The sequence below is a fragment of the Vibrio sp. THAF190c genome, from assembly GCF_009363355.1.
Taxonomy (GTDB): domain Bacteria; phylum Pseudomonadota; class Gammaproteobacteria; order Enterobacterales; family Vibrionaceae; genus Vibrio; species Vibrio fortis_A.
Genome location: NZ_CP045338.1, coordinates 2,023,693 through 2,038,754, shown reverse-complemented (window position 1 = coordinate 2,038,754; position 15,062 = coordinate 2,023,693). Strand labels below are relative to the sequence as shown.

11 protein-coding genes are annotated in these 15,062 nt (G+C 45.7%); 7 read left to right on the top strand and 4 right to left on the bottom strand.

Features of this window, described 5'->3' with window-relative positions; all coding sequences use genetic code 11:
- Positions 1-235 precede the first annotated feature (235 nt).
- The 4 genes from FIV04_RS08990 to FIV04_RS08975 all read left to right on the top strand — a co-directional run bounded on the left by FIV04_RS08990 (position 236) and on the right by FIV04_RS08975 (position 7,744).
- Positions 236-2,569, top strand: coding sequence for a TonB-dependent siderophore receptor (locus FIV04_RS08990; protein ID WP_152468933.1), 2,334 nt, complete (start codon positions 236-238; stop codon positions 2,567-2,569).
- A gap of 77 nt (positions 2,570-2,646) precedes the next feature.
- A complete protein-coding gene (locus FIV04_RS08985; RefSeq protein WP_152468932.1) occupies positions 2,647-4,350 on the top strand; it encodes an ABC transporter ATP-binding protein/permease in 1,704 nt (567 codons plus the stop codon).
- Positions 4,347-7,169, top strand: a complete 2,823-nt coding sequence (locus tag FIV04_RS08980) for a M16 family metallopeptidase (RefSeq protein ID WP_152468931.1) — start codon at positions 4,347-4,349, stop codon at positions 7,167-7,169. Before FIV04_RS08985 ends, FIV04_RS08980 begins: the two co-directional genes overlap by 4 nt.
- 98 nt (positions 7,170-7,267) lie before the next feature.
- On the top strand, positions 7,268-7,744 hold the full coding sequence (locus tag FIV04_RS08975) for a hypothetical protein (protein WP_152468930.1): 477 nt from the start codon (positions 7,268-7,270) through the stop codon (positions 7,742-7,744).
- 84 nt (positions 7,745-7,828) lie between these two features.
- Here FIV04_RS08975 and FIV04_RS08970 read toward each other — a convergent pair whose 3' ends face one another.
- From FIV04_RS08970 to FIV04_RS08955, 4 genes are all read right to left on the bottom strand, one after another.
- Positions 7,829-9,175: an ATP-binding protein gene (locus FIV04_RS08970; RefSeq protein ID WP_150894253.1), complete on the bottom strand. Its 1,347-nt coding sequence runs from the start codon at positions 9,173-9,175 to the stop codon at positions 7,829-7,831.
- 60 nt (positions 9,176-9,235) lie between these two features.
- Positions 9,236-9,895, bottom strand: a complete 660-nt coding sequence (locus FIV04_RS08965) for a response regulator transcription factor (protein WP_032552202.1) — start codon at positions 9,893-9,895, stop codon at positions 9,236-9,238.
- Between the two features lie 84 nt (positions 9,896-9,979).
- Positions 9,980-10,381 (bottom strand): PepSY domain-containing protein, encoded by a 402-nt coding sequence (locus tag FIV04_RS08960; RefSeq protein ID WP_150868855.1) that lies wholly within the window; start codon positions 10,379-10,381, stop codon positions 9,980-9,982.
- Positions 10,382-10,512: 131 nt separating this feature from the next.
- Positions 10,513-12,255, bottom strand: a complete 1,743-nt coding sequence (locus FIV04_RS08955) for a DEAD/DEAH box helicase (RefSeq protein WP_152468929.1) — start codon at positions 12,253-12,255, stop codon at positions 10,513-10,515.
- 95 nt (positions 12,256-12,350) lie between these two features.
- Between FIV04_RS08955 and rsuA the strand changes: the two genes are divergently transcribed.
- The 3 genes from rsuA (at position 12,351) to FIV04_RS08940 (ending at position 15,045) form a co-directional block, all read left to right on the top strand.
- Positions 12,351-13,046, top strand: coding sequence for a 16S rRNA pseudouridine(516) synthase RsuA (rsuA, locus tag FIV04_RS08950; protein ID WP_032552205.1), 696 nt, complete (start codon positions 12,351-12,353; stop codon positions 13,044-13,046).
- A 125-nt stretch (positions 13,047-13,171) separates the two neighbouring features.
- On the top strand, positions 13,172-14,383 hold the full coding sequence (locus tag FIV04_RS08945; RefSeq protein ID WP_152468928.1) for a Bcr/CflA family multidrug efflux MFS transporter: 1,212 nt from the start codon (positions 13,172-13,174) through the stop codon (positions 14,381-14,383).
- Entirely contained in the window at positions 14,383-15,045 is a 663-nt protein-coding gene (locus FIV04_RS08940; RefSeq protein ID WP_152468927.1) for a DUF2913 family protein, read from the top strand. The genes FIV04_RS08945 and FIV04_RS08940 overlap by 1 nt, the downstream gene beginning before the upstream one ends.
- Positions 15,046-15,062 lie beyond the last annotated feature (17 nt).

Sequence of the window (15,062 nt, the reverse complement as noted above, 5' to 3'; positions counted from 1 at the left end):
ATGTGGTGAGCGACATTTTATTCCAAATGATATTTATTTTCATTAAGCCTTGTAATTAAAGGGTTCTATAAGATTTGGGTATAATTTATAACGGTAATGAATGTTGCATTTTCATTAACTAAAAGGAGGTATTGGTAGATTATTCTGCAGTTATTGGTAATGGGTGAGGGATTTACTTGTTGAATGTCTTATTGTTAGTATTAATGATAATTATTATCACCTAGACCTTTTTAACATGCACCCTTTTAATAAAACTCTTCTTGCAGCGACCATTGCGTCGCTCTGTTCTGTGTCTAGCGTTTACGCTGAAACAGAAAAACCATCTGAGTCTGAAGTTGAACTTAGCATTAATGTTACTGACACGAGAGACGATGAGCTTTCAACAAAGCAAACTCTAGATGCGGATGACATCAAAGATACCCCTTCTTCAAACGGTAACTTAACCGATTATCTAAAAGACAACCCAAATGTACGATTTGCTGGTGGTGATTTAGATGGCCTACAAGGCGGTGAGATTAAGCCGAGCTCAATCTCAATTAATGGTGCAGATCCTGAGCAAACTGCATATTTAATTAACGGAATTAATATCAACAACGACATCGATCCAACTGGTGGGCTTTTTGATGGTTCCATGGCGGTTAATCCGAATAAGAGTTCTGAGCAAGCGTATTATTTTGACGCTAATCTTTTGAGTGGTATCACAGCTTATACTAGTGATATTCCTGCACAGTTTGGTGGCTTTACTGGTGGTGCAGTTAACGCTGAAACTCGTCACTACAGTGGCGAAAACCGCGTTAAGTTGCGTTATCGAGGTACACGTTCTGATTGGGCTTCGGTTCATATTGATGACAATGTCAAAGCCGCGTCGGATGCTAAGGAGCCAACTGGTTCAGAAGCAACGTATCAGCCAGAATATAAAAAAGATTCCTTTAGTGTTGTGGCAGAGCAAGCTATTACTGACAACGTGGGTATGGTACTTGGTTTTAGCCGAAGAGACTCAGACATCAAGCAAACTCGTTTGCTAAACCCGACAGGTAAGCGAGATGTCGAAGACCACACTCGTCGTTCAGACAATTTCCTCGCAAACTTCAACTGGACTCCTGATACTAATCGCTCTCTAGAGTTTGGTCTGCGCTTGTCTGATTACAGTGAAGGTAAGTACTTTGCTACGAATACAGAGGGTGATGTTACAGATACACACCTCGCTTACGGCTCTACCATTAAGTGGACTCAAAGATTAGGTTCGGGTTCATTTTCTGCAACAGCGGCGTACGACAAATTTAAAGATGAACGCGACTCTTCTTCGAATCAAGCTAATGTCTATATCGAGTTTGATCCGTCATTTGAATATTACGAAGGCGGATATGGCGATAGCGACATGACGCAGCAAAACATCAACCTGATGTTAGCGTATGATTTTGATCGAGTGAAGCTTGGTTCAACGTCGCATGTGGTCTCTATGGGGGCGGATTATCGCAAAACAGATTATAAATTTAATCGTGACAGCGATGTGACAATCAACACGACAATGACTTGGGGCGGAGTTGAGTTCGCAAAGACTGTAGATACTTTAAACGCAGGAAGTGTAGACACAGACCACCAAGATTACGCAGCATACATCGAAGACCAAATTAAGATTGGCAACTTAAAACTACGACCTGGTGTTCGTATCGATCGCGATGACTTCCTTGAGAATACAAACGTGGCGTATCGATTCGCTTCGTCACTGCAAGTCGCTCGCGATACGAATCTACGCTTTGGTATGAACCGCTACTATGGTCGCTCGTTCGGATCCATGAAGCTAGCAGGTGAAATATTAGAACTGAATAACGATACCACTCGTGATTTCGCATCAATCGAAAACTTGAAAACGCCATATTCTGATGAGATCTCACTAGGTGTTACACAGAATGTGTCGAACTTTGTTCTTTCTGCTGGTTATGTCGGTCGTAAATACGAAGACAGAATTAAAGCTAAAGACATAGGGGGCGTGGTGACTTATAGAAATACAGAAAGTTACAACGTCGATGTGTACACCATTCAAGCATCCAACATTAAGCCATGGGTGTTAGGTCCAACATATTGGACAACGACCCTTGCCGCAGACTGGACAACAACAGATGCGTCTAACCTCGGCACTGGTTACAACGCGAATGAGTTAATTTACCTTGATGGAAAACTGATGACTCGCGCAGAGGCGCAGGAAGAAGTAAACAGCAACGGTGAAGAGTGGATAGTACGTTTAGGGCTAGATATGGCAATACCTAACTACAACATCTCGTGGTCAAATAAGGTCTACATAAAAGCACCAGTAAAAGACGCTGAGTATTCCACAGATGCAGCTGATGGCAAAGAGATGTACTACACCTATGACCATGGTACGCATACGCAGTGGGATACACGAGTTCGCTACCAACCGAGCTTCTACGGAACTCATTCTGCTTACGTACAAGTTGATGTTCTTAACGTGCTAGATGATGTACGCCAAAAGGGCATTTTCAGCTCAGCTAGTAATGCAACTTTCTCTCCAGGCCGTGAGTTTTGGCTTGAGCTAGGTTACGAATTCTAATAATCACATTTCTTTTATTTTGGTAAAGGGTAACCAGTTGCTTTGGCTGCTGGTTGCCTTGTCGTTTTTGGTGAACTATGTCTAACCCATCTCCGTTGTCTCTCAAAGACAAACCTTTCCTCTCGCAAGTATGGTCGCTAGCACATCCATACTGGCGTAGCGACGAGAAGCGTATTGCTTGGTTGTTGTTAGGGCTTGTAGTCGGATTGAATTATCTGATCGTTGAAGTCGCAGTGCTTTACAGCAACTGGAACCGCGACTTTTTCAATTTAATGCAGAATGAAGAGTGGAATAACTTCTGGAATATGCTCGGTCAGTTCGTATTGATCATGGTGGTTTACACCGTAGTTGATCTGGCGGAAGAGTACTTGAGAAGAACATTGAGAATCCGTTGGCGTCGTTGGCTTACCCATACTTTTCTGCAGAAGTGGTTGGGTGGTAAGCGCCTATATCGTCATCAATTGAGTTATCCAGATAGCGATAACCCAGACCAGCGAATCTCGCAAGATGTTAAAGATTTCTGTGACAAAACACTGTCGATGGGCTTAGGTCTACTGCGCACTATCACAAGCTTGTTCTCATTTGTTGTGATTCTATGGAACCTGTCTGGCAGCCTTACTTTTGAGTTTGCAGGCAGTGAATGGGTAATTCCGGGTTACATGGTATGGGTGGCCATCGTGTACTCAATCATCGGTACATGGCTGACGCACAAAATTGCAAAACGCTTAGTGCCATTGAACTTTGAACAAGAGAAAAGTGAAGCAGACTTTCGTTTCCACTTGATGCGAGTTCGTGAACATGCGGAATCTATTGCGCTACAACGTGGTGAATCAGCAGAGAACCATCGAACACAAAACCTATTCGGCAAGGTATGGGACAACTGGCAGCAACTCACTGGCATGAAACTAAAATACGGTGCATTTACCAGTGGCTACAATGAAGTTGCTCGTATCTTCCCATACTTAGTGGCGTCTCCACGGCTAATGAGTGGTGCTTTGCAGCTTGGTGACATGATGCAAACTGCGACTGGTTTCTATCGTGTTCAAGAGGCCTTCAGTTGGTTCGTTGATTCCTATGAGTCACTTGCTGATTGGCGTGCGGTGACTGACCGTTTGATCACGTTCCACACACAGCTAGAGGCATTGCCTGCCGCGAATGTTATGCCACGTTCGAATCAACCAGAGTGGCGTGACCTTAATCTGTATTCACCACAACAGCAACCACTGCTATCTGAACAGAGTGGTGCGATTTCACAAAGTATCACCATCAAAGGTGTCTCGGGTGGCGGTAAGAGCACTTTCATTCGTTCGTTGGCGGGCTTGTGGCCATACCAAAATGGCGAAGTGAGTATGCCAGATGATAGCGAGTGTATGTTTATTCCTCAGAAGCCGTACCTGCCTAATGCAAGCTTACGCGAGATTTTACTGTATCCAAACGGCGAATCGACGTCTGATTTGGAGTTAGTGGATGCCTTAACTCTCGCTGGTATTCGTAAATTCAGTGAGCAGCTCGATCTAAATAGTAACTGGCAACAGAGTGTGTCAGGCGGTGAGTTACAAAAAATCATGCTGGCTCGCAGTTTGGTTCAAAAACCGCAATGGCTGTTCTTAGATGAAGCAATGTCTGCTCTTGATCCTGAGAGCTATCGTTCGATCAGAGAGAGCATGGCGCAGCAACTTCCAGATACACATGTTGTTGAGGTTTCTCATCGCGAAACACACGAAGAAGAACAAAACCAGATCACCTTATGTACTCAAACACAGTCATTTAAATATTCATGAAGATTAACAAGATACTGATCTTGGCTAGTGCCGCACTTTTGGGTGCTTGTCAGGTAACAACTCCAACAAACAATGAAGATACGTCTTTAGATTTAGCTCAGATATTAAGCTTCGATAGCAGTGTCGAAGTCGGCAAGCTCGAGAATGGTCTTAGCTACTATATTGCTGAAAATACCAACCCAGAATCGCGAGTTTACGTTCGTTTGGTCGTTAATGCAGGTTCAATGAACGAAGACGACGACCAAAGGGGTGTTGCTCACATCGTTGAGCACATGGCTTTTAATGGTACCGAGCACTATCCGGGGAACGACGTGATTAAGGTGCTCGAAGAGGCGGGTATGAAGTTTGGTGTGGATATTAATGCATTCACCGACTTTGAAAATACCGTTTATACATTGAATCTACCGAGCAATGATCCTGAGACGCTTGAGTTAGTCATGGACATTCTTTCTGATTGGGCGAGTAATGTGACCATGCTGAAGGGCGACCTTGATGCTGAGCGCGGCATCGTGCTTGAAGAGTGGCGTGCTCGCTTAGGACCAATGTTGCGCTTGGGTGATAAGAAAAGTGCCATCGAAATGGCGGGCTCACGCTATGTCACTCGAGACCCTATTGGTGACCCGCATACGATTCAAAATGTATCCAAGTATCGTGTCGCAGATTTCTACAACAGATGGTATCGCCCAGATAATATGTCTGTTGTGGTGGTTGGCGACGTTCAAACAGAGCAGGTTAAACAGCTGATCACCCAGAAAATGGGAGATGCAAATGCACCTGAATCTGAACTTGAGAAGATCGATTACAGCATTCCTCTCGTGGATGGTTGGCGCAGCGAAGTTGTTTCCGAAGAGGGTTATTCATCCCCTTCGGTTGAAGTGAGCTTTTTCTCAACTTTTGAGCCTGACTTAAGCTTTGCACGTTATCAACAAGACCTTGCTCATCAAATTGCTACACGCTTACTTAATGTGCGCTTGCAGCGTTGGGAGCAAGATGAAGATAACGTGGTCAATGCCGCCAATTTCTACTCATCGAATGTCGGCAGAGAAACAACGCAGGCTGTGTTTTCTCTACAGTTAGTCGAGGGAGAGTACCAACAAGCAACACAAGGGCTGTTCCAGTTTGTTGCTCAGTTGGCGCAACAAGGTTTTTCTGAGGCCGAAGTTAATGGAGAGATTAGCCGTTTACAAGGTGTCATCAAGAGAGGCCAAGACAAGAAGAACTACAGTATTGATCTTGCGGGAGATTTAATGGTTGCTGCGGCAAGTGGTCAGATTCTGGTAAGTAAAGATCAAGCGTATGAGCTGAATAAGTACTTTCTGGACCGTATTACATTGCAGCAGGTGAACGAGGCATTTCTCGATATCATTGAGCCTAAATCTCGCTTGGTTCTGCTCACTCAACCTACCGACAAACGTAAGCCAAAACTTGCATCTGAATGGGTGGAGAGTGAATGGCAAATGAGCATGCACACTATGCAGCAGCCTTGGGTCGTCGATGACAGCAACGCTGTACTACCTGTGGTTGATCCAAAGCCGGGGACGCTCAAGCAAGAGAAAAAATGGGCAGAGCACCGAATTACGGAATACCGATTGAGCAATGGCAGCAAACTAGTTTACCGCTATAGCGATAGCAACCCGGGCCAAGTGCATTTTAAAGCGCTGACGGAAGGTGGACTTCGCTCTATTCCTCAGAGTGATTATCAAGCATTGAGAACCGCTGTAAGCCTCGTCGATGATACCGGTGTTGGTGAGGTCTCTCAGGCTGATATTCAGACCATCTTTCGAGGCAACCCAGTAGTGATGTCGACATTGGTTGGCGATTATCAACAGGGTTTTTCAGGTTGGGCAAAAACTGACAGCTTTGAAAAAATGCTCAAGCTATTTCATTTGAAACTGGCGTCGAGTCCGGTATCAGAGAAATCCTTGAAAGAGTATCAAGTTGAGATGGAGCAGCGCTTAAATGGCAGCCAGTTCGATGGTGCAGATCGCTTTGTGCGCAAAGTCTCTGAGCTACGCTTCCCAGGTATTCCAACCGTGTATAGCGATAATGGTGAACAAGCTCCAAGCTACACCACGGAGAAGCTAAGCGACGTTTATCAAACGTACATCGCGGGTAAAACCGACTACACCTATTTTGTTGTCGGGGATATCTCTGCAAATGAGCTTGAGCAACTCGCTGCCCGCTACTTGTCTTCAATCGAAGTGAAAGAGCCAAAACGTACTTTCTACGATGTGAAAGCTTCTTCTCCAATGGTTCGTTACAGCACAGCCGATTCGAAAGAGCCGAGAGCAGAGGTCGAGATCTATTTAACTCAAGACTCTCAATGGCGACCAGATAACGCATATTACTTGGAGTTAAGCGGTGAGTTAGTGCAAGAGCAACTGCGACTTAAGCTTCGTGAGCAAGCATCAGGCGTTTATGGCGTCGCGAGCTGGTTCTGGCAAGACGTACACAGCCCACAAGCCGAAGGCCGAATTCTGTTTACTTGTGCACCTGAGCGTGTTGATGAACTGATTTCTCTAACGCACTCAGTGTTGAGCTCCGTGGCAAAACAAGGAGCGGATGAACAGGTACTGGAGAACAAGTTGGTGCAACGCGATGACCAAATTGATCGCTACTTGCGCTCTGATTTGGGGATGCTGAACGCAATGGAACAGTCTTACTTACTAACGGATAGCCCGCGTTTGATTCAGGCGCAGCGTCGTGCAAATAGCGAAGGTAATAAAGCGAAAGTGGATGCAATCATGCGCCAGTTCTTGAGCGAAGCGGAGCGTTTTGAAGCTGTGTTACTTCCAGAAGTATCGGCAAAAACCAAGTAATTTAGTCATTGTTTAGCCGCGTACTGAGTAGTGTTCTGTCTTAATCAATAACAGACTAAAGCGAACGAAAAGGCGTGGCTTAATTATCGGGAAAAGAGATGAAAAAACACTTAATTGCAGGCTTACTATCACTGTTTGCTTTTAATGCGAGTGCTGGTTTGGAACTTACAGACACTTATCAAGACTGGGAGCATTACGAGTCGAAAAGCTTCGATACTGGTGAAGCGGTTATCCTTGGCGTGTCGAGTGTGAAAAGTGATGGTAATGTCGATACGGTTGCACTGCGATGCACCACTGAAGGCGTCAATCTCCTGTTTTTCAATGGCTTGTTGAGAGAGGAGTTGGGTTATCCAGCGAAAGCTGTGCTGGATGATGGAACTCGCTTTACTATGGATGTTTGGATTAAAGGTAAGACTCACTGGGCAACCGTTCCTCTGACCCAGCTTGAATCGTTCTACAGCGCTCAATCATTGCAGGTCGAGCTTCAAGGTGGTGGTTCAAAAGTAGAACTTGCAACGGTATCTCTGAAAGGTTTTAAAACCATGTATCAGACATTACTGCCGAGCTGCAAGTAGGTTTGATTACCTAGATAATAGAGATAAGCATACCAATGCGTTTGGTATGCTTATTAACTTTTCTCAGTATCTAGCTTTAAGCTTCTAGTTTTGGGAGAGCTGTAGGATAAGCGTAGCTTTTAAACCGCCCATCGAGCTTTTTTCTAAATTGAGTTGCCCACGATAGCTATGGGCCATCTCGTTTACGATATTGAGCCCTAAACCTGTCCCCGGCGTTGTTTCGTCTAGACGCACCCCACGTTTAACCGCTTGGCTCATTTTCTCTTCCGGGATACCCGGTCCATCATCCTCGATAACCAGCTCAATGCGACCTTCGCTCAGATCGTTGGAGTGAACTCGGATAATGCTGGCAGCCCATTTATAGCTATTTTCCAGTAGGTTACCAACCATTTCATCAAGATCGGTTTTCTCTACGGCGACCTCAATCTCTGAATCGAGCTCATTGATCATGGTGACTTCATTGGCAGCATAGACTTTATCAAAGGCCATCGAGATAGCTTCTACGCGCTCACAAGGCGATGACTTCACCGATAAGATGTTCATTGCACCCGCCATACGAGCACGGCCTAGGTGATAATCAATCTGGCTCTGAATCTGGTCAATCGGCTGCTGCAGTAGGTGTTGGTTCTCTTTAGGTAGTGAGTTCACTTCATTTTTGAGTACTGACAGTGGCGTTTTTAAGGCGTGAGATAGGTTGCCAGCATGGTGTCGAGCGCGCTCCAACAACTCTTGATAGTGGAAGAGTAGAGCGTTCAAGTCAGAGACTAGTGGGGAAACCTCTTTTGGATAGCTATCGCTGAGACCTTGCTGCTCCCCTTTACGTAGCATCGCCAGTTCGCGCTGCATTTTGTTAAGAGGAAGGAGCGACCAGCTAACTTGAATACCAATCAAAAGCAGAACGCCAACAAACAACAAGCCCAAGATAATCCACACTTGGCCAGTAAGGTCATGGAGGGTAGATTCAAGTGGGTCTTCATCAACACCTATGGTTATGGTGACAGGGTCACTTAGCTCTGGTAGGTAGATGAGTTGCTCGATATAAATCAGCTGTTCTTTGTCCGGGCCTTTAATCGAGGTATGGATAGGAGAGCGCTTGATATCCATATCTTTATCCCACAGTGAACGTGAACGAATCACTTGTCCTTGGCTTTCTGCTCGCCAATAAACGCCACTGTAAGGTTGATTAAACCTCGGGTCCGACAATCGTTCTAGCATCATCAGCATGCCCGCATCGTTGGTTTCGATGTTGGCCGTGAGCTCGTCCATAGTTAGGCTGAGCTGCTGTTTTAGATCATCAACTAAATAGTCGTTAACCAGTTTTGGAATACCAATACCAGCGGCAAGAATCATGGCGCCTAACCAAAAAGCCGCAGCAAGGAGCAAGCGGCTTTTTAGACTGATCTTTTTGAGGGATTTTTTATTTAGATTCATCGCTATTTTGGCTCACTTTTATCTAGGGTCAAAGTGAGCCACCCACAGAGAGAAGGGAGATTAGTCAGCGTTAAGCTGATAGCCTAAACCGCGCACAGTCTTAATGATCTTAGGTGCGATCTTCTTGCGAATGCGGCCAATGAATACCTCGACGGTATTAGAATCGCGATCGAAGTCTTGCTTATAAATGTGCTCAACCAACTCAGTACGTGAGATAACCTTGTCCTTGTTATGCATGAAGTAGGCAACCACTTTGTACTCAAGCGCTGTTAAGCTTACTGCTTGGCCTTGCCAAAGCACCTTCGAACTACGAGTATCCAGGCTTAAGTCACCGATTTGTTGGATTGGCGATGCAGAACCAGACGCTCGGCGAAGTTGGGCACGAATACGAGCGATCAATTCAACCATCTCAAAGGGTTTAGTGAGGTAGTCGTCGGCACCTGCATTCAAGCCTTCTACACGCTGAGTTAAGGTGTCGCGCGCACTAAGAATGATCACTGGCGTGTTGATATTCTCATCTCGAATACCTTTCAATACCGTTAACCCGTCGAGCTTTGGCAAGCCAAGGTCTAGAACAATCGCATCCCACTCTTCTGAAGTTGCGCGATAAAGTGCATCAATACCGTCTTGTGACAGTTCAGGAACCCAGTCGGCTCCTTCGAGAGTTTCAATAATCTGTTCGCCTAAACGCGGTTCATCTTCAACGACGAGAATTTTCATGATTGGCTCTTTTTGCTTATTGTTATTCGATATTAGGTGTTGCTATTCGTTATTCGCAGCGGGAAATATGGTTCTTATGGCTATTTATTCGCTGTCAGTTTTGATCGCATCTTTAAAGTTTCGACCTTTGATCATCAACATCTCTAACGTCTCAGCGTTGTATTCGACCTTGATGATGTTGTTCTTGTAGTTGATCTTTAGCTCGTAGACCCAGATGTCATCGTCTTCTTCAAGTTCAACCTTGATGATGCGACCGTGCAGGTCATTTTCCACTGCAGCGTACATTTCAGAAAACGGGCGAATGTAGCCTTCTCTAACCGCTTCATAAACTTCATCTTGGTCTTCTTCGAACTCGATGCGTGTACCTTCCTTATGAACGTCTTGAACGAGGTCGTGCCCGTTAGGGTGTGAGTCCGCCCATGCAGAGCCGGAAACCACTAAGCCAAAGCTTAAAGACATCAAAGAAATCATTGCTTTACTAAACATAGCGAATCCTAGGTAATGTTGATAGTAAGTAGTATAAAAAAGTGAAGATGAACAGAAAGTGAATCGCACCCACAATGAGACTTTAGCAGCCTTTGTTGTGGGTTTAGTGACACAAGAGCGGTGAACTAGGCTTAACGTTCCTGAAGCTCATCATCAAATATCTTGTCACGCATCTTCCAGAAACGACCTACCTTACGTGCAATAACGAATTGTGGTGGCCTGAATCTATGTTGGTGAGCGACCACTTTGGTTGGAGATGCTTCCTCGAAAGGGCGGTGTCTATCGGCCAAATGAGGGCGAACAAATTGGTCTTTAAAGGTCTGCTTTTGCTTCTTGGTAGTTAGCGACCAAAACTCATGAACTTGAGCTTGGTTTTCACCTCGATACGTCACTTTGAGCTGAGATTTACCTTTATCGTCTTTAAACACGTTTAGGTCCATCTCTAGGCACTCAAATACAAGTGCATCTTTAAGGTTCAGTGCATCTTTTAGTTTTTTGTCTGGGTCAACTAGGGTCGCATCGCACTCGTGGCAAATTCGCGCGGCGATGTCGTTGTCAGCGCCACATTCACCACAATACTTGGCTCGGAATCGGTAGCCACAATGCTCACGCTCGCCAGTATCTTCATCGGTGAAATAACCTTGGCATTTACGGCCGAAGTGTTCCAGCAAGAAACCATTGCTATCGAGCTTACCCCAGAAGTTGTTATTGAAACCGCAAGCAGGGCAAGGAATGGTGATGATTTCGCTGTCAGAGTCTGGCTTTGGATCGCCAACTTCAGGCTGATAGAGGTCGTAACTGTTTCCGGCATAGTCCAATACCAGACACTCCTCTTTGCCCGGAGACAGGCGAAGACCTCGACCAACGATTTGTTGATACAGACTGATTGACTCGGTAGGACGCAGAATCGCAATAAGATCCACGTGCGGGGCATCGAAGCCTGTGGTTAATACTGATACGTTTACTAAGTACTTGGTTTTGCGCTGCTTAAAGTCGTTGATGATCTGATCGCGCTCTAGCGTTGGAGTATCGCCGATTACAATTGCCGCTTCACCCTCTGGCAGCAAACCAAGAATCTCTTGAGCGTGACGCACCGTGGCGGCAAACACCATGATGCCTTGTTTGTCTTTTGCTAGGTGAATGATCTGTTCAACGATTTGTGGTGTTGCGCGCTTTGATTGTTCGATCACCATATCTAGTTCGGCCTCTTTGTAGCGGCCTGTGTTGGCAGGCTTTAACTGTGAGAAGTCGTAACTTAGTACCGGTGCATCAATCATGCGGGCAGGGGTTAAGAAGCCTTCGTCGAGAAGGTAACGAATAGGCAACTCAAAGATACAGTCGCGGAAGAATCTTGGCTCTTCAGAACGCACTTGGCCGCGAGTGTGGTATTGGTAAATCCAACCCATCCCCAATCGATATGGTGTTGCTGTTAGGCCAAGTACTTTAATGCCTGGGTTATTTTCACGTAGGTGAGCAATCACTTTCTGATAGCTGCTGTTTTTCTCGTCGGGTACTCGGTGGCACTCATCGATAACCAAGAGTGAGAACTGGTTGGAAAAGGCATCAAGGTTACGTACTACCGACTGTACAGAGGCAAACACCACTTGCTGGTCGGTCTCTTTTCGCCCCAAACCGGCCGAGAAAATCGAGCCTTTCAAGCCATAGCCTTCGTACTTCTCGTGGTTCTGTTCAACCAGTTCTTTCACGTGCGCCATTACAAGAACTCGCCCTTTTGCTAGGCGTGCTAATTCGGCAATGACCAAGCTTTTACCTGCGCCGGTTGGTAGCACCAGAACGGCGGGCGTTTGGTGTTTGCGAAAGTAATGGATAACAGATTTTACGGAGTCGGCTTGATATGGGCGGAGTGTATACATACTGCATCTTGTAAAGTGGCAAAAATAGTGTGAAATCGCTCAACTAATTGAGCAAAGGTGACTATAATACCTGACTTAGATTAGTTGAGGTATTCATGCGTTTAGATAAATTTCTATGTGACTCATTAGGCGTCACTCGAAAAGAAGCAACACAGATTTTAAAATCAAAAACAGTGACAGTTAACGACGTTATGCAAAAAAGCGGTGCCACTAAGGTTACCGAAGAGTGCGTTGTTGAATGGCAAGGCAATGAACTGCGTGTTCAAGGCCCACGTTACATCATGGTTTACAAGCCTGAAGGTTTTGTTTGCTCGCATGAAGACAGCTCTAATCGCACGGTTTTTGACCTGCTTGATGAGATCAAGATGGACAAGCTTCACTTTGCTGGTCGTCTAGACGTGGATACCACAGGTCTAGTGCTTGTGACCGATGATGGTCAATGGTCTCACCGTATTACTTCACCAAAACACAAGTGTGAAAAAATGTATCGCGTTTGGTTGGTGGATCCAGTTGAAGACGATTACGTAGAGAAATTCAAAGAGGGCATCCAGCTGAAAAGCGAAGATGGTCTTACTCTTCCTGCACACCTTGAAGTGCGTGCGGAGCGTGAAGTGCTTCTTACTATCCATGAAGGTAAGTACCACCAAGTTAAGCGTATGTTCGCTGCACTAGGCAACAAAGTAGAAGCGCTACACCGCGAACGTATTGGTGAAATTGAGATGGATGAATCTTTAGAGCTAGGTGAGTACCGTTACCTAACTCAAGAAGAGATCGACTCTATCTGGAAGTAATCTTCCTCTCTGTTTAATGCCGACCAAGGACAGCGTCGGCTATTCATTTTGACTGGTACTAGGAAAGTCTCAGCCAATATTCTGTCTGCGTGTAAGCGCAGCTCTTAGTACTTAGTCGGAGATTTATGCAAAGCCAAACTGCCCCCAGTTCCCAACCTGAAACACCTCAGCTAGGTCTAATGCTGTTTTTGATTCTTGGTGCAATTGGTGCTTTGACACCACTTGCCATCGACATGTACCTGCCTGCGATGCCAACGATCGCCAAAGACCTTGGTGTGACTGCCGGTGAAGTTCAAATCACTCTTACGGCTTACACCGCTGGTTTTGCGCTAGGACAGCTGCTTCATGGCCCATTGGCAGATAGCTATGGTCGTAAACCCGTTCTACTGATTGGTGTGGTTCTGTTTGCGATTGCGTCTATGGTTAGTGCAACAACGCATGGCATTGAAGCGCTGACTTATGTTCGTACCGCGCAAGGTTTTGCAGGCGCAGCGGCAGCAGTAATCATTCAAGCTGTCGTGCGTGACATGTTTGATCGCGAAGATTTTGCAAGAACCATGTCGTTCGTTACTTTGGTAATGACGGTTGCGCCGCTGGTGGCACCAATGATTGGTGGTTACTTGGCGTTGTGGTTTGGCTGGCGTTCGATTTTCTGGGTGTTGGCAATTTTCGCTGTAATCGTGATTCTCGCTGTCTCGTTTAAGATTCCTGAAACCTTGCCGGTAGAGAAGCGTCAGCCGTTACGTTTTAAAACGACGATGCGTAACTACTTCCGCTTATGTAAAAACAAAACCGCAATGGGACTCATCTTCTCGGGTGCGTTTTCATTTTCGGGTATGTTCGCGTTCTTAACGGCAGGCTCTTTTGTTTACATTGATATCTACGGTGTACGTCCAGACCTGTTCGGTTATCTGTTCGGCTTAAATATCGTTGCTATGATTTTGATGACCAGCATTAATGGTCGTATGGTGAAAAAGGTAGGCTCTCATACTATGTTGAGAGTGGGACTGGCGATTCAACTGCTCGCGGGTGTTGGCTTGTTCATTGGCTGGAGCTTAGATCTCGGTCTTTGGGGTATCGTGCCATTTGTGATGCTATTTATCGGCACACTATCAACCATCGGCAGTAATACTATGGGTTTGCTGCTTAGCGGTTACCCAAATATGGCGGGTACAGCTTCGTCGCTCGCGGGTACATTACGTTTTGGTACAGGCTCTGTAGTGGGCGCAATTGTTGCGTTCCTACCGAGTGACAGTGCTGGCTCTATGGTCATTGTGATGGCACTGTGTGCCGTACTTTCAGCGCTACTTTATTGGACATTAGGAAAGAAGGCATAATGTCAAAATACTACATTGAAATTCAAAAGCTGGTTAACACAGCACTCGATGAGTTAACGGCTCTACACAAATCTGGCAAAGCGGTAGACGCACCGATTGCTAATAACCTTTACTTGGTGCGCTGGGTAACTAAGGCGATTAAATCGCAAGCTTATGATCGCTGTGTCGCTGCGGACCTGATTCGCTGGCAGAAGCAGGGGCGATCTAAAGGTAATAACTCGGATCTGACATTTACATTCCGTCGAATCTCGGCGTTTTATGCTCAATTCTTCCCACAAGGTGAAGAGCCAAAAGCGCTTAAAGACAGTGACGTTGAAGCCTTCATGGACAAGATGTACGACATGGGTTGGAGCGTTTCAAGCGAAGACGAACTGACCACAGGTGGCAAAATTCAATTTTTCACTGATGGCGAGCACTCATTCGCACTGTGTGGCAAGCAGTGTGACGACTCGTTTGATGGCGAGTTGATGGTGAAACCGATGAACTGGTTTGTTCGTGGTAACCACGCAGAGTTTGTTCAAGCTGCAATGGAGTCTGGCTTTATGCTTCATAAAGTGACCGACTACAAATCAGCAGTGAAATATCACGGCGAATACATCGTTTACCCAGCGAACCAAGGCAATCAACTGGCTGAGATTCCTATTAGCTTTGTTGCTGAGTAGTAGATACGAGATGTGAG